Origin of the sequence: Streptomyces sp. NPDC015130 (genome assembly GCF_043080005.1) — a bacterium.
Taxonomy (GTDB): Bacteria; Actinomycetota; Actinomycetes; order Streptomycetales; family Streptomycetaceae; genus Streptomyces.
The window spans coordinates 362,605-382,843 of record NZ_JBIBVC010000006.1; the positions used below are offsets into that span (position 1 = coordinate 362,605).

The 20,239-nt window shown below is 72.2% G+C and carries 18 protein-coding genes and 2 tRNA genes; 17 read left to right on the top strand and 3 right to left on the bottom strand.

The window, feature by feature from the left end; all coding sequences use genetic code 11:
- Positions 1-30: 30 nt before the first annotated feature.
- The gene (locus ACF08F_RS15480; RefSeq protein ID WP_392298985.1) at positions 31-1,113 is read left to right on the top strand and encodes a hypothetical protein; all 1,083 of its coding nucleotides are present in this window, start codon (positions 31-33) and stop codon (positions 1,111-1,113) included.
- Here ACF08F_RS15480 and ACF08F_RS15485 read toward each other — a convergent pair.
- Positions 1,098-2,204: a M48 family metallopeptidase gene (locus tag ACF08F_RS15485; protein WP_392298986.1), complete on the bottom strand. Its 1,107-nt coding sequence runs from the start codon at positions 2,202-2,204 to the stop codon at positions 1,098-1,100. The genes ACF08F_RS15480 and ACF08F_RS15485 overlap by 16 nt on opposite strands.
- A 128-nt stretch (positions 2,205-2,332) precedes the next feature.
- Here ACF08F_RS15485 and ACF08F_RS15490 point away from each other — a divergent pair, with 128 nt between their 5' ends.
- The 7 genes from ACF08F_RS15490 to ACF08F_RS15520 all read left to right on the top strand — a co-directional run bounded on the left by ACF08F_RS15490 (position 2,333) and on the right by ACF08F_RS15520 (position 6,587).
- A complete protein-coding gene (locus ACF08F_RS15490) occupies positions 2,333-2,560 on the top strand; it encodes a hypothetical protein (protein ID WP_392299126.1) in 228 nt (75 codons plus the stop codon).
- Positions 2,561-2,644: 84 nt separating this feature from the next.
- Positions 2,645-2,809 carry a hypothetical protein gene (locus tag ACF08F_RS15495; protein ID WP_099054282.1) on the top strand — a complete coding sequence of 55 codons (165 nt, stop codon included), beginning with the start codon at positions 2,645-2,647 and terminating at the stop codon, positions 2,807-2,809.
- A 52-nt stretch (positions 2,810-2,861) separates the two neighbouring features.
- Positions 2,862-3,482 (top strand): nicotinate-nucleotide adenylyltransferase, encoded by a 621-nt coding sequence (gene nadD / locus ACF08F_RS15500; RefSeq protein WP_055643497.1) that lies wholly within the window; start codon positions 2,862-2,864, stop codon positions 3,480-3,482.
- A 19-nt stretch (positions 3,483-3,501) separates the two neighbouring features.
- Entirely contained in the window at positions 3,502-5,220 is a 1,719-nt protein-coding gene (locus tag ACF08F_RS15505) for an LCP family protein (RefSeq protein ID WP_392298987.1), read from the top strand.
- Positions 5,221-5,303: 83 nt separating this feature from the next.
- A complete protein-coding gene (rsfS, locus tag ACF08F_RS15510) occupies positions 5,304-5,768 on the top strand; it encodes a ribosome silencing factor (protein ID WP_150270304.1) in 465 nt (154 codons plus the stop codon).
- On the top strand, positions 5,765-6,418 hold the full coding sequence (locus ACF08F_RS15515; protein WP_392299120.1) for a histidine phosphatase family protein: 654 nt from the start codon (positions 5,765-5,767) through the stop codon (positions 6,416-6,418). Before rsfS ends, ACF08F_RS15515 begins: the two co-directional genes overlap by 4 nt.
- A gap of 96 nt (positions 6,419-6,514) precedes the next feature.
- Positions 6,515-6,587, top strand: a tRNA-Ala gene (locus tag ACF08F_RS15520).
- Here ACF08F_RS15520 and ACF08F_RS15525 read toward each other — a convergent pair.
- The gene (locus ACF08F_RS15525; protein ID WP_392298988.1) at positions 6,569-7,489 is read right to left on the bottom strand and encodes a helix-turn-helix transcriptional regulator; all 921 of its coding nucleotides are present in this window, start codon (positions 7,487-7,489) and stop codon (positions 6,569-6,571) included. The genes ACF08F_RS15520 and ACF08F_RS15525 overlap by 19 nt on opposite strands.
- A 179-nt stretch (positions 7,490-7,668) precedes the next feature.
- Here ACF08F_RS15525 and ACF08F_RS15530 point away from each other — a divergent pair, with 179 nt between their 5' ends.
- Positions 7,669-9,024 (top strand): MFS transporter, encoded by a 1,356-nt coding sequence (locus ACF08F_RS15530; protein WP_392299121.1) that lies wholly within the window; start codon positions 7,669-7,671, stop codon positions 9,022-9,024.
- Positions 9,025-9,161: 137 nt separating this feature from the next.
- The gene (locus ACF08F_RS15535) at positions 9,162-9,395 is read left to right on the top strand and encodes a hypothetical protein (protein ID WP_055643500.1); all 234 of its coding nucleotides are present in this window, start codon (positions 9,162-9,164) and stop codon (positions 9,393-9,395) included.
- Here the strand turns inward: ACF08F_RS15535 and ACF08F_RS15540 are convergent.
- Positions 9,374-10,594 (bottom strand): glycosyltransferase 87 family protein, encoded by a 1,221-nt coding sequence (locus ACF08F_RS15540; protein ID WP_392298989.1) that lies wholly within the window; start codon positions 10,592-10,594, stop codon positions 9,374-9,376. The two genes, ACF08F_RS15535 and ACF08F_RS15540, sit on opposite strands and share 22 nt — an antisense overlap.
- A 125-nt stretch (positions 10,595-10,719) precedes the next feature.
- On the opposite strand from ACF08F_RS15540, the gene ACF08F_RS15545 reads away from it, so the two are divergent.
- The 7 genes from ACF08F_RS15545 to ACF08F_RS15575 all read left to right on the top strand — a co-directional run bounded on the left by ACF08F_RS15545 (position 10,720) and on the right by ACF08F_RS15575 (position 20,239).
- Positions 10,720-10,792: transfer RNA gene (locus ACF08F_RS15545), tRNA-Ala, on the top strand.
- 349 nt (positions 10,793-11,141) lie between these two features.
- Entirely contained in the window at positions 11,142-14,018 is a 2,877-nt protein-coding gene (gene leuS / locus ACF08F_RS15550) for a leucine--tRNA ligase (RefSeq protein WP_392298990.1), read from the top strand.
- Between the two features lie 168 nt (positions 14,019-14,186).
- A complete protein-coding gene (locus ACF08F_RS15555) occupies positions 14,187-14,894 on the top strand; it encodes a hypothetical protein (protein WP_392298991.1) in 708 nt (235 codons plus the stop codon).
- Positions 14,895-15,088: 194 nt separating this feature from the next.
- On the top strand, positions 15,089-15,934 hold the full coding sequence (locus ACF08F_RS15560; RefSeq protein WP_392298992.1) for a DegV family protein: 846 nt from the start codon (positions 15,089-15,091) through the stop codon (positions 15,932-15,934).
- A gap of 108 nt (positions 15,935-16,042) precedes the next feature.
- Positions 16,043-17,026: a helix-hairpin-helix domain-containing protein gene (locus tag ACF08F_RS15565; protein WP_392298993.1), complete on the top strand. Its 984-nt coding sequence runs from the start codon at positions 16,043-16,045 to the stop codon at positions 17,024-17,026.
- On the top strand, positions 17,023-19,542 hold the full coding sequence (locus ACF08F_RS15570; RefSeq protein WP_392298994.1) for a ComEC/Rec2 family competence protein: 2,520 nt from the start codon (positions 17,023-17,025) through the stop codon (positions 19,540-19,542). Before ACF08F_RS15565 ends, ACF08F_RS15570 begins: the two co-directional genes overlap by 4 nt.
- Positions 19,543-19,618: 76 nt before the next feature.
- On the top strand, positions 19,619-20,239 hold the full coding sequence (locus ACF08F_RS15575; RefSeq protein WP_392298995.1) for a winged helix-turn-helix domain-containing protein: 621 nt from the start codon (positions 19,619-19,621) through the stop codon (positions 20,237-20,239).

Below are 20,239 nucleotides of genomic sequence, written 5' to 3' on the forward strand. Positions count from 1 at the left end.
CCGAAGCCCCCGCCGACCTACCCTGAAGGTATGGCAGGGCGTGGCGACCCGCCTGAGGGGACACCCGAGGGTCTCCCCGGCGGTGGTGAGGACGAGTACCGATCCGTCGTCTTCGACGAGTCGTTCGTCCGGGCTGCCCGCCTCCAGGAGTTCTCCGCCCAGGAGCGGATGGGGGAGTACGCCCAGCCCGTCCGGTCCCGGGCCGCCCGGGAGGGCAGAACCGGATCCCGCCAGGCCGTCCTGCTGGTCCTGCTGATCCTCCTCGCCTTCGGCACCGCCATCTACCTCGGCGTCCGCAACCCGTACCAGCCCCCCGCCGACCAGCGGGCCGAACCGCTGCGGACCACCGTGGTCCCCCTCGCCCCGCAGGGCGCCGTCCCGGGCGGGCAGCCCGAGCAGCTCTTCGCCGCCAGCCCCGTCGCCGAGTACCGCACGGGCGCCGCGGGCATCAACCTGCCCGTCGTCGGACGGACGTCCCATTTCGCCGAGAGCCAGGTCGTCACCGCCCTCAGCATCGCCAAGGACTACCTCGTCGCCTCGTCCCTGGAGCCCGACACCCTCTCCGGGACGACCGTGCGGCCCGTACGGCTGCTGCTCGACCCCGACCAGTTGGCCCAGTTCGACCGGAGCGTCGAGTCACCGGCCGACGACGGACGGCACGCCCTCGCCGGCTGGCTCGTCCGCTTCGACCCGCGGCAGGTCGCGCTCGCCGACCCCGCCGTCCGCGTACAGGGCACGCTCCGCTTCGCGGAGAGCAGCCCGGACACACTCGACGTCACCGCCGACCACACCTTCACCTACGCCCTGCGGCCGGCCGCCGACGGCGTGGGACCGGCTGCCGCGGCCTCGCTCTTCACCGTCCACCGCGTGATGCACTTCCGCTTCGACCGCGAGGACCTGCGCATGCACCGGACCGAGCTGCTGGCCAGCACGGTGGAGGCCGGACCGCAGGCCTGCGGCCCCGGCTCCACCGGCGCGCTGACGCCGCTCCTGGCCGGAGCGCGGACCCCGGAGGCGGGCGGGCCGGCGGTCACCGACCCGTACGCCACGGAAAGGCCCGCGGCCCCGTCCCTGTGCGGCGCGCTGGCGCCGAGCGCTCAGCCCTCGCTCTGACCGTCCCCGGTCTTGCCGTCGGCCTCCTTGGCACCCTGGCCGCCGGCCTGGCCGTTGCCCTGGCCGGCGAAGCGGCTGCGCAGCCGGCCGCCCAGGTCGCCCGCGAGGTCACCGGCGCCCCCCGCTATGTCCCCGACCAGCTTCATCAGCGGATCCTTGCTGGTCCGCACCGTGTCGGCGTAGTGCCCGGCCGACTCGCGGAAGGCGTCCGTGACCGAGGTGTCCTTGTCCTCGGAGCGCCGGGGGTAGTGCCCGTCCATGATCCGCTGGTGGTCGCGGCTCTCCGACCACTTCTTCAGCTCCGCGGCCCGCACGGTGGTGAACGGGTGCGAGCGGGGCAGCACGTTGAGGATCTTCAGGACCGAGTCCCGCAGGTCGCCGGCCTTCTCGTACTCGTCGGCCTGGGCGAGGAACGCGTCCACGTTCATCTCGTGGAGGTGGTTGCCGCCGGCGATCTTCATCAGACCGCGCATCGAGGCCTGCACGTCCTGTCCGACGAGGAGCCCGGCCCGGTCGGCGGAGAGCTCCGACTTGCGGAACCACTCGCGCAGCGCCGTCACGATGGCCGTGATCGCCACGGTCCCGAGCGGCACCCAGGCGATCTTGAGCGCGAGGTTGGTGAGGAAGAGGAGGATCGTGCGGTACACGGCGTGGCCGGAGAGCGCGTGCCCCACCTCGTGGCCGACGACCGCCCGCATCTCCTCCTCGTCGAGCAGCTCCACGAGTCCGGTGGTGACCACGATGATCGGCTCGTCCATGCCGATGCACATCGCGTTGGGCTTGGGGTCCTGCGTGACGTACATCGACGGGACCTTCTCCAGGTCCAGGATGTAACAGGCGTCCCTCAGCATGTCGTTGAGCTGACTGAACTGCGCGTCGCTCACCCGGACGGAGTCCGAGAGGAACAGCAGTCTCAGGCTGCGCTCGGGGAGGAGTCCGCTGAGCGCCTTGAAGGCCGTGTCGAAGCCGCTGAGCTTCCGCAGCGCGACCAGCGCCGAGCGGTCGGCCGGGTGTTCGTAGGCCCGCGAGGAGATGCCGGGGAACCGCTTTCGCTGCCTGCTCGGCACGTTCCCCTGGTGGTTCTCGGTCATGGATGCCCCCTGTTCGTACGAGTCGGTGCTCGTCCCCCTGACGGGACCCAGCCTAGGCGGTGGCGCTACCGTGTGCCGGAGCCTGTGGATAACTCGGGCACAGCGGACCACCGAGGAGCACGACCGACATGCCGGACACCACCGACACCGCCGCGGCCCTGCTGGCGGCCGCCGCGCAGGAAGGACCGGGGGACACCCTCCGGATCGTGCTGCTCGCCTCGCTCGTGGGAGCCGCCCTGCTCGCCTGGTTCCTGCTCCGCGGCTACCGCTCGGACGGCACCGACACACGCACCGACGGCCACGCCGACGCCGGCACCGCCACCGACGCCAACACCGACGACAACGCCAACGCCTGAGTCGGCGTGAGAGTGTCCGGACGGCCCGCATACGATGTGCGCGAAGTCTCCGCTCCCATTCCCGATCGATAGGTCCTGCTGACGATGAGCCTCCACAGCACCGCCGCCAACCTGGTCACGCTCGCCGAGGGCGCCGCCGAGCACGGCGGCAACCACGACAGCCTCAACCCCTACCTCACCGGCTTCGGCGCCTTCGGTGCGCTGCTCCTGCTGCTGTGGATCACCACGCGCTTCAACCGCGACCGCTGATCCGACGACCGCTGATCCGGCGTCCGCCGCGGTGCCAGTAGGCTCTGCACGCATGGGAGAGCAGGAAGTGTCTACCGGCGGCCGCGGCAAACGCCGACTCGGCGTGATGGGCGGAACGTTCGACCCGATCCACCACGGTCACCTGGTGGCCGCCAGCGAGGTGGCCGCCCTGTTCCACCTCGACGAGGTGGTGTTCGTGCCGACCGGTGAGCCGTGGCAGAAGGGTCACAAGACCGTGTCCGCGGCGGAGGACCGCTATCTGATGACGGTCATCGCCACCGCGTCCAACCCACAGTTCTCGGTCAGCCGGATCGACATCGACCGGCCCGGCGCGACCTACACCATCGACACGCTGAGGGACCTGCGCTCTCTCAACAGCGACTCGGACCTGTTCTTCATCACCGGGGCCGACGCGCTGTCGCAGATCCTCACCTGGCGCGACGCCGAGGAGCTCTTCTCGCTCGCGCACTTCATCGGCGTCACCCGACCGGGCCACGACCTCACCGACGACGGACTGCCCAAGGGCGGCGTCTCGCTGGTGGAGGTCCCCGCCCTCGCGATCTCGTCCACCGACTGCCGGGCGCGGGTCGCCCAGGGCGATCCCGTCTGGTATCTCGTCCCGGACGGTGTGGTGCGCTACATCGACAAGCGCCAGTTGTACCGCGGCGAGTGAGCTTCGGGGAGGGCCACCGGTGAACGACCAGCAGAATCCGTACGATCCGTACTATCCGCAGCCGCAGATCATCGGCTACGACGAGTACGGCCAGCCGGTGTACCAGCAGCCGCAGCAGCCCGGTCAGCAGCACTACGACCCGTACGGCGGCGCGCAGCAGGCGCAGCCGCAACAGCAGGCGTACGGCTACGACCCCTACGCCCAGCAGCAGCCCGCCCAGCCGCCCCAGCAGCCGCAGTACGACCCGTACGGGCAGCAGGGGGGCTACGCCTACCCCTCGTACGACACGGACACCGGGCAGCAGTGGGCCGCGCAGGCCGAGCCCGCCCCCGCGCCCGTACAGGCCACCCAGGCGATGCCGACCGCGCGGCCGGCGCAGGCCGCACCCGCGGCCCCCGTCGCGGCCCCGGCCGGTGTCCCCGGGCAGCGGCCCGCGCCCGAGCGCCCCGGCCCGGCCCGGAAGGGCGACGACGACCGCGATTACCGCACCGAGCAGTTCTCGTTCATCGAGGAGCCCGACGAGGACTCCGAGGACGTCATCGACTGGCTCAAGTTCACCGAGAGCCGCTCGGAGCGGCGCGAGGAGGCCAGGCGGCGCGGCCGCAACCGGATCGTCGCGCTCGTCGTCGTCCTCGTTGTCGCCGTCGCGGGCGGTGTCGGCTACCTCTGGTCCGCCGGCATGCTCCCCGGCACCTCCGCCCCGGAGCAGAAGCAGAACACGGCGACCGGCCCGCAGAAACGCGACACGATCGTCGTCCACCTGCACAACACGAAGGGCGGCGGGACCTCCACCGCCCTGCTCGTCGACAACACCACCACCAAACAGGGCACCACGGTCCTGCTCCCCAACAACCTCACCGTCGCCGACGGCGAGGGTTCCGCGACCACCCTCGGCAAGTCCGTCGAGGACGACGGTTCGGGCGGCACCCGCGAGGCGATCGGCAACCTCCTCGGCACGAAGATCACCGGCACGTGGCGGCTCGACACCCCGTTCCTGGAGAACCTGGTCGAGCTGGTCAGCGGCATCGAGGTCGACACGGACACGGCCGTTCCCGACACGAGGAAGGGCGCGGGCCCGCTCGTCGAGAAGGGCGAGAAGCAGACCCTGAACGGCCGCGCGGCCGCCGCCTACGCGACCTACCGGGCTCCCGGCGAGGCCGAGGTCAAGCAGCTCCAGCGCTTCGGCCAGGTCATGTACGGGGTGCTGCGGAAGATCTCCGACGACCCCAAGGCCGCGACGGTCACCGTCGAGTCCCTGGTCCAGATCCTCGATCCGTCGCTCCCCGAGAAGGACCTCGGCGCCTCCCTCGCGAAGCTCGCCGAGCACGCCAAGATCGGCGACCACAAGACGGCCCTGCTGCCGGTCGGCCAGGACGGCACGCTGACCGAGGGCGCCAGCGACAGCGTGGTGAAGGACATCCTCGGCGGCAAGGTCTCCGCCCCCGACGCCGGCGACGTGCCGCGGGTCTCCCTGCGGGACGGCTCCGGCAAGGACGCGACCGAGGCGGCCCGGGTCGTCCTGATCAACGGCGGCTACGCCTTCATCGGCGGCGCCGAGGCGGACACCCAGGAGAAGTCGCAGGTCGTCTACGGTGACGACGCCCAGAAGGCGACCGCCGCCGAGGTCGCGAAGACCCTGGGCCTCCCGGCCGGCTCGGTCCGGAAGGGCAAGCCCTCGGGAACGGCCGCCGTGACCGTCGTCCTGGGCCAGGACTACAAGGTCCCGGGGGCCCGCTAGCGGCCCCGGGACAAACGTTGGCGGCGTCGTCGGCGGTCCGTGAGACCCTGGAGGGGTACTGGACCGCCGACGAAAGCCTGCTTGTGACCGCCACGGATCGCTCCATCGAGCTCGTCAACGCCGCCGCTCTGGCGGCTGCCGACCGGCTCGCTCACGACATCATCGCCTACGACGTCAGCGACGTGCTGTCGATCACCGATGCCTTCCTGCTCGCCTCCGCCCCCAACGACCGCCAGGTCAAGTCGATCGTCGACGAGATCGAGGAGCGGCTCAACAAGGACCTCGGCGCCAAGCCCGTGCGCCGCGAGGGCGACCGCGACGCCCGCTGGATCCTCCTGGACTACGTCGACATCGTCGTCCACGTCCAGCACAGCGAGGAGCGGGTCTTCTACGCCCTCGAGCGCCTGTGGAAGGACTGCCCCGAGCTCCCGCTGCCCGAGGAAGCCCTGAAGACCCGCGGCAAGGCGGCCGAGCACGCCGCCCTGACCGGTGTCGACCTGGAGGCCGGGTCCGGCCTTCCCGACGGACCGGACGGTGAGCTGAGCTGAGCACCACCAAGGGCGGCAGCGGCCGCCGCATCGTCCTCTGGCGTCACGGCCAGACCTCCTGGAACCTGGAGCGCCGGTTCCAGGGTTCGACGGACATCGAGCTGACGGAGGCCGGCGTCGCCCAGGCGCGCCGGGCCGCCCGGCTGCTCACCGCGCTGAAGCCGGACGCCGTCGTCTCCTCCGACCTGAAGCGGGCGGCGGCCACCGCCGCCGAGCTCGCCGCGCTCACCGGCCACACCATCGCCCACGACTCCGCCCTGCGCGAGACGTACGCGGGCGAGTGGCAGGGCCTCACCCACGACGAGATCGTCGCGCGCTACGGCGAGCAGTACGCCGCCTGGAAGCGCGGCGAGCCCGTGCGCCGGGGTGGCGGCGAACTGGAGACCGAGGTGGCCGACCGGGCCGCCCCGGTGGTCCTGGAGCACGCCGAGAAGCTTCCCGAGAACGGCACGCTCGTCGTCGTGAGCCACGGCGGCACCATCCGCACCACCATCGGCCGGCTGCTGGGCCTGGAGGCCCGGCACTGGGAGAGCCTGGGCGGGCTCTCCAACTGCTGCTGGTCCGTCCTCGGAGAGGGCGCCCGTGGCTGGCGCCTGACGGAGCACAACGCCGGCACGCTGCCCGAGCCGGTCCTCGGCGACGACGACTGAGGCGTGTGAGCGGCCTGCCGGACCCGGATTTCACTTTCCGGCAGGTCACAGGCTAAAGTTCATCTTGTTCGCAGCGCAGGAGCGCGAAGAACACGAGGGGCTATAGCTCAGTTGGTAGAGCGCCTGCATGGCATGCAGGAGGTCAGGAGTTCAATTCTCCTTAGCTCCACAGTCACCGGATCCCGTCCCCAACAGGGGGCGGGATTCGTCGTTTCCGCCCAGCGCCCGGATCGCGCGACGGCTCTCCTCGTCCTTCGGCGTGTACGTCACGATCCGGCACTCCGGCATCCCGTTGACGGAGAGCGACACCGAGGTCATCCGCATCTCTCCGACCGCCTCGTGGCGGAAGGTCTTCACCCGGGTCCCCGGCGGCACGACGTCGCCGCTCCGCCAGAGCCGCGCGAAATCGGGGCTGACCTCCGCCAGGCGCCGTACGAACCCCTCCCAGGCGGGCTCGCCCACATGGCGTCCGTACGCACCCCGCAGCTGGGCCACCATCAGCGGCACCTCCTGATCCCGGTCGACCAGGGGGCACATCGTCTTCGACGCGGTGAAGAGCGCCCACAGCACGTTGCGTAAACCGAACGGGCCCGTGTCCAGGCCGCTGCCCTCCCACAGGAACAGCCGCTCGTACGTCGTGTTGGTCGCCAGCACGTCGTACCGCGCGTTGTAGAGCACCGCCGGGTGCGGGTCCAGGGCGTCGAGGATCCCCTGGATCTCCGGGCTGACGACCTCGGCGTCCGGGGCGGCCCGCTCCGGGGCGTACGGCACCTCGGCCAGGTGGTAGAGGTGCTCCCGCTCGGGCCGGTCGAGGCGGAGCGTGCGGGCGACGGCGTCGAGCACCTGCGCCGAAGCGTTGATCGGACGGCCCTGCTCCAGCCATGTGTACCAGGTCACACCGACGCCGGAGAGCTGGGCGACCTCCTCGCGGCGCAGCCCCGGTGTGCGCCGGCGCAGCCCCGGCGGCATGCCCACGTCCTCCGGGGTCACCCGGGCCCTGCGGCCGCGCAGGAACGCGGCCAGCTCGGGCCGTCGGCGCGGCGGGGTCGGTACAGCTGCCAAAGTCGTCACACCCCCATGGTCGAGTCCCCGTGCCGCCGTTGCCAGGTGCTGTCAGTACCAGCATCAGCGGGCTCTCGTTACCCGTATCGGACCGCGGGCACGCTCCTCGCATGCCCTCGACCACAACACGTCCCGTACTCAGTAAAGACGGTGGCACCGACAATCGACCCGGAACGCTGCTCGGTGTGGTGCTGGCCGCCCAGTTCATGGCGCTCCTCGACGTCTTCATCGTCAACGTCGCCGCCCCCACCATCCGCGCGGAGCTCTCCGCGTCCGGAGCCGGACTCCAGCTCGTCGTCGCCGGATACACCGTCACCTACGCGGTCCTGCTCATCACCGGGGCCCGACTCGGCGACCTGCTCGGCCACCGCCGCATGTACCTCGGCGGCCTCGTCCTCTTCACCGCCGCCTCGCTCGCCTGCGGACTCGCCTCCGGAACCGGCCAGTTGATCGCCTTCCGGATGGCCCAGGGCGCCGGATCGGCGCTGATGATCCCGCAGGTGCTCAGCCTCATCCAGCGGAACTTCACCGGCGAGGGCCGGGTCCGCGCGCTCGGCGCGTACTCCGCCGTCCTGGCCACCGGCGCCGCCGCCGGCCAGGTCGTCGGCGGCGTCCTCGTCAGCGCCGACCTGTTCGGCACGGGCTGGCGGCCGGTCTTCCTCGTGAACGTCCCGATCGGGCTCGCCCTCCTCGCCCTCGGCGCCCGGGTCCTCCCACGCGACGCCCGGACCGGCCCCGAGCGGAACCGCGGCCTCGACCTGCCGGGGCTGCTGCTCCTCGCGGCCGCCGTGGCCCTGCTGACCGTCCCCCTGGTCCTCGGGGAGGAACAGGACTGGCCGCTGTGGTCGTGGCTCTCTCTCGGCGGCTCCGTGCTGTTCCTCGCCGCGTTCGGCGCGTACGAGTCGGTGCTCGCCCGGCGCGGTGGCACGCCCCTCATCGCCCCGCGCGTCCTGCGGGTGCCCGGCATGGGGCGGGCTGTCCTCCGGATCGCCCTGGCGATGGGCGTCAACGCCGGATTCCTGTTCACCCTCACCCTGCACCTGCAGGGCGGGCTCGGTCACAGCGCACTGCGCGCCGGACTCACCTTCGGTCCGGCCGCCGTCGCGTTCGGCGTCGTCGGACTGACCTGGCGGAGCTGGCCGGCCCGGACGCAACGCGCGCTGATCCCCGGCGGATTCCTGCTCGCGGCGGGCTCCGTGCTCGTCCTCGGCCGGACCCTCGCGGACGGCGGCACGGGCGGCTGGGGTCTCTACCCGGCCCTGTGCGGCGTGGGCGTCGGCATCGCACTGGCCTTCAGCCCCGCCCTGACCGGCGCGCTGGCCACCGTACGGCCCGAGGACGCCGCCGACGCCAGCGGACTGCTCGCCACCGTGACCCAACTCGGCCAGCTCATCGGAGTCGCCGCCTTCGGCACCCTCTTCCTGGGCCGGCTGGCAGACACCGGAGCGCAGGCGTCCGCCGACGCGTTCTGGGCGACCGGCCTCGCCATGGCCGCCGCGGCGCTCGTGGGGGCCGTGGCCGGACTGCCTCGGCGAGCGCGCTGACGCCCTTGCGGGGCCATGGCAGAATCGGACGGCCGGAGGGGGACGAGAATCCGGACGGGAGGGTGACCCAAGTGCTCGGCGACAACGGCAGGGTGTCCTATGGGTGCGCGGCCTGCGGCCACAGCTGGAGCTGACTGATGGGTGCACACAGGCGGAAGTGCGACTGGTGCGGCAGCGGTACGCCCATCGTGCGCGACATGGACCCCGTCAATCCCGACTTCCAGTACTGGTGCGAGGAGTGCGCGCGGGCGCTGATCATAAAAGGCGACCCCATCGAGACGTACCGCGAGCTGGAGGGGGAGCCGATCTACGGCCGGCTCCTCGACGAGCACTGCACCCTCAAGCGGTTCTACTCCTTCGCCAGAGCCTGACGCCGCTCCTTCAGCACATAGGCCACGAGCAGCGCCGTCGCCGTCAGCGGGTAGACGGCGGACAGCAGCATCTGTCCCGCGTTCTGGTCCAGTTCGGGACGGCCCGGGTCGTGCGGCACCCACCACAGCGCGAACGACGCGAAGGCCAGGGCCACCGCACCCGTCACCGGCCACGCGCGCGTGGAGCGGTCCGCGAGCAGGATCAGCAGGGGCACGCACCAGACCCAGTGGTGGGACCAGGAGATCGGGCTGATCATCAGCGCCGTGAACGCGCAGATGATCACGGCCACCGCCCTGTCGCCGCGGACGGCGGCCCGTACCGCGAGGTACATCGCCGCGCCGCCCATGACTGCGGCGGTCAGCAGCCACCAGAGTCCCGGGGAGTCCGTGTGCATCAGGCGGGCCAGGACGCCGCTGATGGACTGGTTGGCGGTCTCCTCGGCGAAACCGACCCGGCCGGTCGCGAAGAGCGTCTCCGTCCAGAACTTCTTCGAGTCCGCCGGCAGGGCCAGCGCCACGGTCAGCGTCGTCGCCAGGAACACCCCGGTCGCCGTCACCCCCGTGCGCAGCCACTGGTTCCAGCGGCGGTCCCTGCGCCACAGCAGCAGACCGGCGGCGAGCAGCAGGACCACGAAGAGCCCCGGTGTGAGCTTCACCGCTGTCGCGAGCCCGATGCCCAGACCGGCCCAGCGGCTGCCCTCGCGGCGCGTGAGGTCCCAGAGGACCGCCACCGCTATGAGCAGGTTGATCTGGCCGTACCGCAGCGTCGTCCACACCGGCTCGCACCAGACCACGACCGCGGCGACGAACAGTGTCGTACGCCACAGGTCCGTCCGGGACAGCGCCGGGCGGACCAGCTGGAGCGACAGCTGGACCAGGGCGATCACCAGGAGCAGGTTCCCCGCGGTCGAGAGCGTCCGCATCAGGGGGACGCTCACCAGGGTCAGCGGGAGGAACAGCACCGCCGCGAACGGCGGATAGGTCATGGCGAGGTTCGCCGAGGTGGCGCGCATCGCGTAGAGGTCCCCGCCGGCCCGCAGCGTCTCGCCCTCGGCCCGGTAGACCATCACGTCGAGCATGTTCACGTGGGCGAGGCGTTGCGCCACCCAGAAGGACGCGAAGGAGAGCAGGCAGACCGCCGCGGCGGTGGCCAGGGGCCACGGCCGGACGCGGGTTTTCGAGAGCACGGAGACGGACACAGTCGGCGACCCTACCGGGCAGGTCGGAGGGGCTCGGGGAATGGATTTGGTGATCTGCCCGGGAGCCGGTTAATGTTCTGTCTGTCGCCGCGAGGGAAACCGAAACGGAGACGAGAAAGAAACAAGGGGCTATAGCTCAGTTGGTAGAGCGCCTGCATGGCATGCAGGAGGTCAGGAGTTCAATTCTCCTTAGCTCCACAAGAAAGAAGCGGGCCACCCGGATCGGGTGGCCCGCTTCTTCGTCTGCGCGTCCGCTCTTGGTTTGCGTCTCCGCGCTCCGCTCTTCGTTCGCGCGTCCGCGCACTCCGCCCGTACGCGCGCATGGAACGTCGGTGCGGCCCCCGCGAGCCCTGCGGTACCCTGGCGCCATGCGTGCCGTACGCCTCCTGCTTACCGAGCCGCGCTGATCAGTCCCGGCGCATGACCGTCGTCCGTCGACCGTCATCCCGCCGGAGTCGGCGCGGCGTCCCCTCCTGTGCGAGGGGATTTTTCATTTCGTGGCAGTTCGTGGCAGTGGGCAGAGACGATCGATGGAGCTTCAAGGACCATGACCGAGATCAATACGACCGCCGAGACGGCGGCCCCGCATCGCTACACGGCGGCCATGGCCGCCGACATCGAGGCACGCTGGCAGGACTTCTGGGACGCCGAGGGCACCTACGAGGCGCCGAACCCCTCCGGTGACCTGGCGGGCGACCCCGAGGTCGCCGCCCGGCCCAAGAAGTTCATCATGGACATGTTCCCGTACCCCTCGGGTGCGGGCCTGCACGTCGGCCACCCGCTGGGCTACATCGCCACGGACGTCTACGCCCGCCACGCGCGCATGACCGGCCACAACGTGCTGCACACCCTGGGCTTCGACGCCTTCGGCCTGCCGGCCGAGCAGTACGCCGTGCAGACGGGCACGCACCCGCGCGTGTCCACCGAGGCCAACATGGAGAACATGAAGGTCCAGCTGCGTCGGCTGGGCCTGGGCCACGACAAGCGCCGGTCGTTCGCGACGATCGACCCGGAGTACTACAAGTGGACCCAGTGGATCTTCCTGCAGATCTTCAACGCCTGGTACGACGACGAGGCCGGCAAGGCCCGTCCGATCGCCGAGCTGATCGAGCAGTTCGAGAACGGCACGCGTGAGGTTCCCGGCTCCACGCGCGCGTGGAGCGAGCTGACCGCCGCCGAGCGTTCCGACGTGCTGAGCGAGTACCGCCTGGCCTACGCCTCCGACGCGCCCGTCAACTGGTGCCCCGGCCTGGGCACGGTCCTGGCCAACGAGGAGGTCACCGCCGACGGACGCTCCGAGCGCGGCAACTTCCCCGTCTTCAAGTCCAAGCTGCGCCAGTGGAACATGCGGATCACCGCCTACGCGGACCGCCTGCTGGACGACCTGGACGCGCTGGACTGGCCCGAGGCCATCAAGCTGCAGCAGCGGAACTGGATCGGCCGCTCCGAGGGCGCCCGCGTCGACTTCCAGGTCGGCGACACCGGCGCGATCACCGTCTTCACCACCCGCCAGGACACCCTGTTCGGCGCCACCTACATGGTCCTGGCCCCCGAGCACGACCTGGTCGAGAAGATCGTCCCGGCCGTCTGGCCCGAGGGCACCCACGACATCTGGACCGGCGGGCACGCCACGCCGTCCGAGGCCGTCGACGCCTACCGCAAGCAGGCCGCCTCCAAGTCCGACGTCGAGCGGCAGGCCGAGGCCAAGGACAAGACCGGCGTCTTCACCGGCGCGTACGCGACGAACCCCGTCAGCGGCGAGCAGGTCCCCGTCTTCATCGCCGACTACGTCCTGATGGGCTACGGCACCGGCGCCATCATGGCCGTCCCGGCCCACGACACCCGCGACTTCGCCTTCGCGCGCGCCTTCGAGCTGCCGATGCGCTGCGTCGTCGAGCCGAGCGACGACCGCGGCACCGACCCGTCCACCTGGGACGACGCCTTCGCCTCCTACGAGGCGAAGCTGGTCAACTCCGCCAACGACGCGATCTCCCTGGACGGCCTGGGCGTCGTCGACGCCAAGGCGAAGATCACCTCCTGGCTGGCCGACCGCGGCATCGGCGAGGGCACCGTCAACTTCCGCCTGCGTGACTGGCTGTTCAGCCGTCAGCGGTACTGGGGCGAGCCCTTCCCGATCGTCTACGACGAGGACGGCGTCGCGCACTCGCTGCCCGAGTCGATGCTGCCGCTGGAGCTGCCGGAGGTCGAGGACTACTCGCCGCGCACCTTCGACCCGGACGACGCGGACACCCAGCCGGAGACCCCGCTGTCCCGCAACGAGGAGTGGGTCAACGTCACTCTGGACCTGGGTGACGGAGCGGGCCCGCGGAGCTACCGCCGCGAGACCAACACCATGCCCAACTGGGCCGGCTCCTGCTGGTACGAGCTGCGCTACCTGGACCCGCGCAACTCCGAGAAGCTGGTCGACCCGGCTGTCGAGCAGTACTGGATGGGCCCGCGCGAGGGCATGCCCACCGGTGGCGTCGACCTGTACGTCGGCGGTGCCGAGCACGCCGTGCTGCACCTGCTGTACGCGCGCTTCTGGTCCAAGATGCTGTTCGACCTGGGCCACGTCTCCTCGGCCGAGCCCTTCCACAAGCTGTACAACCAGGGCATGATCCAGGCCTTCGTCTACCGGGACGCCCGCGGCATCGCCGTCCCGGCGGCCGAGGTCGAGGAGCGGGACGGCGCCTTCTGGTACGAGGGCGAGAAGGTCAGCCGCGTCCTGGGCAAGATGGGCAAGTCCCTGAAGAACGCCGTGACGCCGGACGAGATCTGCTCCGAGTACGGCGCCGACACCCTGCGCCTGTACGAGATGGCGATGGGCCCGCTGGACGTCTCGCGTCCCTGGGACACACGCGCCGTGGTCGGCCAGTACCGGCTGCTGCAGCGGCTGTGGCGCAACATCGTCGACGAGGCGACCGGCGAGGTCACCGTCGTCGACGACGCGCCCGACGAGGACACGCTGCGTGCCCTGCACAAGGCGATCGACGGCGTCGCGCAGGACATGGCGGCGATGCGCTTCAACACCGCCATCGCCAAGGTCACCGAGCTGAACAACCACCTGACGAAGACCGGCGGCGCGCTGTCCCGGCAGGTCGCCGAGCAGCTGGTGCTGCTGGTCGCCCCGCTGGCCCCGCACATCGCCGAGGAGCTGTGGCGCAAGCTGGGCCACACCGAGTCGGTCGTCCACCAGGGCTTCCCGGTCGCCGACCCGGCGTACGTCGTCGACGAGACCGTGACCTGCGTCGTGCAGATCAAGGGCAAGGTCAAGGCCCGCCTGGAGGTCTCGCCGTCGATCACGGACGCGGAGCTGGAGACGCTGGCGCTGGCCGACCCGCACGTGGTCGGGGCGCTGGGCGGCGCGGAGATCCGCAAGGTGATCGTCCGCGCGCCGAAGCTGGTCAACATCGTCGCCGGCTGACGTCGGCGGCTGATGTCCGTCGGCTGACCTCTGTCGGCTGACGACGGAGGTATGGGGGGTTTCCCCTACGGGCAGGTTGGGGGTTCCGATGGAACCACCAGCCTGCCTGTTCCGTTTACGGTGGAAGGACCACAGCCGTGGGACTCGACGGATGCCGGAGGGGCGGACATGGAAGCCGCGATTATCACGATCATGGCGCTGCTCTTCTTGGCCTTCGTGGCGCTCGGGGTCTACGCCACCGTGAAGGTGGCCAAGGCGACCAAGCGAGGGGTGGACCGCACCCTTGACCAGGCACGACGCACGGTGGAGGACACCACCCTGCGCGCCAAGAGCTTCGGCCAGGCCGGGGTGGCGGGCGAGCTGGCCCGGCTGCGGCTCTCGCTGCGCACCTCGATGAGGGCCACCCAGGAGGCCTTGCAGGCGGGCGTCGGCGAGGACGCCTCGCTCAAGGAGTCGCTCGACCTGTTCCACCGGCTCAGCGCACACGGGCTCGAACTGGACGAGGACCTCAAGCGCATGGAGCGGGAGCCGGACAAGACGTGGGTGGGCGGACAGCTGCCCGAGCTCACCCGGCGTACGGAGCAGATCACGGGGTCGGCCGAGGCGCTGCGCCGGGCCGCCCGGGACCGGGCGCTGAGGTTCGCGGAGGACGACCTGTCCTCGCTGAGCGCTCAGATCGACGTCGAGGCGGGCGCCCTGCGCCACTGGGACCGTACCGAGCCGGCGCCGGACACGACCCCGGCGGACGCGTGGGGGAGCCCTGCCGGGACGACGGGTCCGGCGGCCGCGGACGAGCCGCCCGCGATCACCCCGCCCGACCCGCGACGCACCACGTATCCGTGGGAGAAGTCGGCCCGGCCGGAGACCACCACCTGATCGTGGCCGTGCTCTTGGCCATGCCCCTGCCCCTCCTCCTGCCCCTGCTCCTGGCCATGTCTGCGTCGCTGCCCCTGATCTGAGGTGGCCCGCCTCGATGGTTCGTGACGCCTGGTGGTGCTGGAGAGGCGTCGGGGGCTTCCGTCGGGGGGCCGGGCTGCCGCGCCGCGGCTGCGCCAGGTAACCTCCCGCTCATGTCCCGGCATGTCGCGATCGTCACCGATTCCACGGCCTACCTGCCACCCCAGACGAGGGAGCGGCACGCCATCACGACGGTCCCGCTGACCGTTGTCATCGGTGACCGCGCGCTGGAGGAGGGCACGGAGATCTCGGCGCGGTCCCTGGCCGAGGCGCTGCAGAAGCGGCGGCCCGTCACCACCTCGCGGCCGAGCCCCGAGATCTTCGCCGCCGCCTACCGCGAGGCGGCCGAGGCGGGGGCGCGGGGAATCGTCTCGCTCCATCTCTCCGCCGAGGTCTCCGGGACGTACGACGCCGCCGTGCTCGCGGCGAAGGACGCCCCCGTGCCGGTGCGCGTGGTGGACACCCGCATGGTCGGCATGGCGCTGGGCTTCTGCTCACTGGCCGCGGCGGAGGTCGCGGAGGCCGGCGGCTCCCTCGACGAGGTGGTCGCGGCGGCGGAGAAGCGCGTCGCGGGAACCTCCGCCTACTTCTACGTCGACACGCTCGACTATCTGCGCCGGGGCGGGCGCATCGGCACCGCGCAGGCGCTGCTCGGTTCCGCGCTCGCGGTGAAGCCGCTCCTCGAACTCGACGGCGGACGCATCGAGCTGCGGGAGAAGGTGCGGACGGCCTCGAAGGCCATCGCGCGGCTGGAGGAGATCGCCGTGGAGCAGGCCGGCTCCGGCGCCGTCGACATCGCCGTGCACCACCTCTCCGCGCCGGAACGGGCCGCCGTGCTGGCCGACCGGCTCAAGGAGCGGATCCCGGGTATCGAGGAACTCCACGTCAGCGAGGTGGGAGCGGTCATCGGCGCTCACACGGGCCCGGGGCTCCTCGCGGTCGTCGTCTCACCGCGCTGAGGGACTCGCCCCCCTGTACGGGTGACGGAGTTATCCACAACCGGAGTCTTTTCCACGGGACTTGGGTGGGTCCCGCACAGGGCCCTCGTGATCTCTACCGTCACGAGCATGGCACTTCGTACACGTATCTCATCGATCACCACCGGAGTCCCGCACAGGCCGGGGGCTCCGACGAGCGGGCCCGGCAGGGCGCCGGGTTCGGACGGGCGCAGCCGCACAGGAGGGCGTGGCGCGCCTCCTGGGCGGGCGCGGAGGCGCACCCGGGTGCGCAGGGTCTCCGAGGTGCCGGGGGCCGGCGTGCGGCGGCGGGGGGACGCCCTGTTCCCGCCTGTGGTGCCGGAGGCGGGCGAGGCTCCGGAGGCGCCGGAGCGGGGTTCCCCGGCGCGGGCGGCGCCGGGGCGGCTGGCGGCGGCGCTGCGGGAGCGGACTCCGTTGTGGGTGCAGACGCGGTGCGGGCTCGAACCCCGGGCGCTGGCCGCGCTGACCGTGGTCCTGCTCGTGGCCGCGGGGCTCGCGGGCGGGTACTTCTGGACGGGGCGGCCGGAGCAGGTGCGGGCCCCTGAGATCGTGCGTGCCGCGCCTGTGGCGGCTGCGCCCGCCACGGGCGCGGCACGTGCCGGGCCGGGGAGTGAGCGGGCTCCGGTACCCGGGGCGGGTGGCGCCGAGGTGGTCGTCGACGTCGGCGGCAAGGTGCGCAGGCCCGGTGTGCTGACCCTGCCGGGTGGCTCGCGGGTGGCGGACGCACTGCGGGCCGCGGGCGGGGCGGAACCAGGGGCCGATCTGACCGGGATCAACCGGGCCCGGGTGCTCATGGACGGCGAGCAGGTCCTGGTCGGGCTGCCGGGTGTGCCGGTCGGCGGCTCCGGTCCCGGAGGCGGGGCTGGGGGCGGCGGGCCGGGGGCGCCGCTGAGTCTCAACGCGGCCACCGTGGAACAGCTCGACACCCTGCCGGGCGTCGGTCCGGTCCTCGCGCGGCACATCGTGGACCATCGCACGGAGCAGGGCGGCTTCCGGTCGGTGGCCGAGCTGCGGGAGGTCAACGGCATCGGGGAGCGTCGGTTCGCCGACCTCGAACCGCTGGTCCGGCCGTGAACCGGGCCGGGGGGACGGGCGAGGAGGGGCCGCTCGACCTGCGGCTCGTTCCGCTCGCGCTGGCGGCCTGGGCGGCCGCGGCCTGTGCGGTGGGCGTCACCGGGTGGTGGACGGTGGCCGGTGTCGCGGTCTGCCTGGTCGGGGCGTTCGCCCTGCTGGCTCCTGGTCTGGCCCGGCGGCTCGGCGGCGCGGACCGGGCCGGGTGCGCCGAGGGCGGGGAGCAGGACGCGCCGGAGGCATCACACGCGAGGCCGGGGCGGCGGTTGCGGGCGACAGCGTGTGCGGGGATCCTGCTGTGCGCGGCGGCCGGGGCGGCCTCGGCGGGGCTGCACGCGGCGGACCTGCGGCGCGGTCCCGTGCCGGTGCTGGCGCGGGAGTACGGCCGGGCGCAGATGGAGGTCACCGTCACCTCCGATCCGCGGCTCACCCGGCCCCAGGTGCGGGGACACGTGATGGCGCCGGTCTCGGTCGTCCTCGACGGCGAGGTGACCCGCGTGGAGCGGTCGGACGGCGCGGTTCACCGGACGCGGGCGCCGGTGCTGCTGATCGTCCCGCCGGGTGAGGGCAGGGCGGAGTGGCTGCGGCTCCTGCCCTCGACCCGGTTGCGGGTCGGCGCCCGGCTGGCGCTGCCGCTGAGCTCCGGTGAGCCTTTCGCGGCGGTCCTGAAGGTCGACGGAGCGGGTTCGCCGCGGATCGTGGGTCCGCCGAGCGCGCCGCAGCGCGTGGCGGGCGAGCTGCGTGCCGGGCTGCGGAGAGTGACCGAGGGGCTGGCGCCGGACGCGCGGGCCCTGCTGCCGGGGCTGGTGGTCGGGGACACCTCCAGGATCGGGCCCGACCTGCGGGACGCCTTCGAGGCGACCGACCTCACGCACCTCTTGGCGGTCAGCGGCAGCAATCTGTCGGTGGTCCTGCTCCTGCTCATCGGGCGTCCCGGGAGGGCGCATCAGGTGGAGCGCGGCGGGCTCGCTCCCCGGCTCGGGCTGTCGCTGCGGGCGACCGCGGTGGCCGGGGGAGTGTTGACGCTGGCCTTCGTGGTGGTGTGCCGGCCCGATCCGAGCGTGCTGCGCGCCGCCGCCTGCGGACTCGTCGTCCTCCTGGCGATCGGCACCGGGCGCCGGAGATCGCTCCTCCCCGCGCTGGCCACCGCCGTCCTGCTCCTGGTGCTCTACGACCCCTGGCTGGCGCGGAGTTACGGGTTCCTTCTCTCGGTGCTCGCCACCGGGGCCCTGCTGACGGTGGCCCCGCGGTGGAGCGATGCGCTGAGGCGGCGCCGGGTGCCGGGGCGGCTTGCGGAGGCGCTGGCGGCGGCCCTCGCGGCGCAGGCGGTGTGCGCGCCGGTCGTGGTGGTCTTCGCGGCCCGGGTGAGTCTGGTCGCGATCCCGGCGAACCTCTTCGCCGAGCTGGCGGTCGCGCCCGCGACGGTGCTGGGCTTCGCCGCGCTCGCCCTGGCGCAGGTGTGGGAGCCGGCCGCGGAGGGGGTCGCGTGGGTGGCGGGGTGGCTGGCCGGGTGGATCGCGGGGGTGGCCCGTGCGGGCGGGGAGCTGCCGGGGGCCCAGCTGGCCTGGCCCGGCGGGTGGTGGGGCGGGTCGGCTCTGGCGCTGCTCACGGTGCTCGTGGTGCTCGGGGCGCGCAGACTGCCGCACCGGGGGTGGATCGCCGGGTTCGTCGCCGCGGTGCTTGTCCTCGTGGCCGTTCGGCCGGTGCCGTTGACGCGCTGGGCCACCGGGTGGCCGCCGCCGGGTTGGGTGTTCGCGATGTGCCAGGTGGGACAGGGGGACGCGACGGTGCTCGCGGCGGGTGGTGACGCGGCCGTCGTGGTGGACGCGGGCCCCGACCCGGTGCCGGTGGACCGCTGCCTGCGGGAACTCGGGGTGCGACGGGTGCCGTTGCTGGTGCTCACGCACTTCCACGCCGATCATGTGGCCGGGCTGTCGGGGGTGTTGCGTGGGCGGTCGGTGGGGGCGATCCAGACCACGGGGCTCGAAGAGCCGCCCGCCCAGGCCGCGTTCGTGCGGCGGACGGCGGCCGCCGCCGGGGTGCCGCTGGTCCGGGCGGGGGCGGGGGAGCACCGGAGGCTGGGGGCGCTGGAGTGGTGGGTGCTGTGGCCGCCGACCGGTACCGCCGGGCCGGTCGACGGGTCGGCCGGTGGGGCGAACGACGCCAGTGTCACCCTCCTCGTCAGGGCCGTCGGCGGGCAGAGCGTGCTGCTCCTGGGAGACCTCGAACCACCGGCTCAGCGTGCGCTTCTGAGGAGCGGTCCGGGGCTGGGTCCGGTGGACGTGCTGAAGGTCGCCCATCACGGGTCCGCGCACCAGGATCCCGACCTGATACGGGCGGTGCGGCCGCGTCTCGCGCTGGTGTCGGCGGGCCGCGACAACCCGTACGGACACCCGTCGCCACGGACGGTGGAGGCGCTGCGGGCCGGTGGGGCGCGGGTGCTGCGGACCGATCGGGACGGGGCCGTCGCGGTGGTGGGCTCGGGGCGCGGGCTGACGGCCGTACCGAGGGGTGGGTGAGCCGGCGGAGTGAACAGGGGCGAGTCGATGTAAAGAAACGCTTGTAAAGAAGTCTTTCTAAAGATACCTTTCCATCATGCCGGAGACCAGCGAACCGCGACCCGAGGGCGAGCAGCCCCGCAGTATCCGCCTCACCGACCCGCGCGCCCTGCGGGCCTACGCTCACCCCCTGCGGATGACCCTGGTGGGACTGCTGCGCAGCAGCGGCCCCTTCACCGCGACCAAGGCCGCCGAGCTGACCGGCGAGTCCGTGGCCAACTGCTCGTACCACCTGCGGACACTCGCCAAGTACGGCCTCGTGGAGGAGGCGCCGGGGGGCAAGGGGCGCGAGAAGCCCTGGCGCGCCACCGCCCGGTACACGGAGTGGCCCGGATACAGCGAGGACGCCACGGTCGCGGAGGCCGCCGACGCGCTGAGCGCCGCCGCCGTCCAGAGGTACTTCGAGGGCGTCGTCCAGGCGATCGGGAACCGGCACGCGCTGCCGAAGGAGTGGCGGGAGGCCGAGAACTTCAGCGACTCCGTGCTCTACCTCACCCCCGAGGAGCTCCGCGAGCTCGGAGAGCGGATGGGCGAACTGCTCCAGTCCTACGAGGGGCGGGAGTCCCCGTCCCGCAGGCCCGAGGGTGCCCGGGCCGTCAGCGTCCTGCGGATCGCCTACCTCGACCGGAACATCCCCGACAGCCAGGAAGAGGAGTGA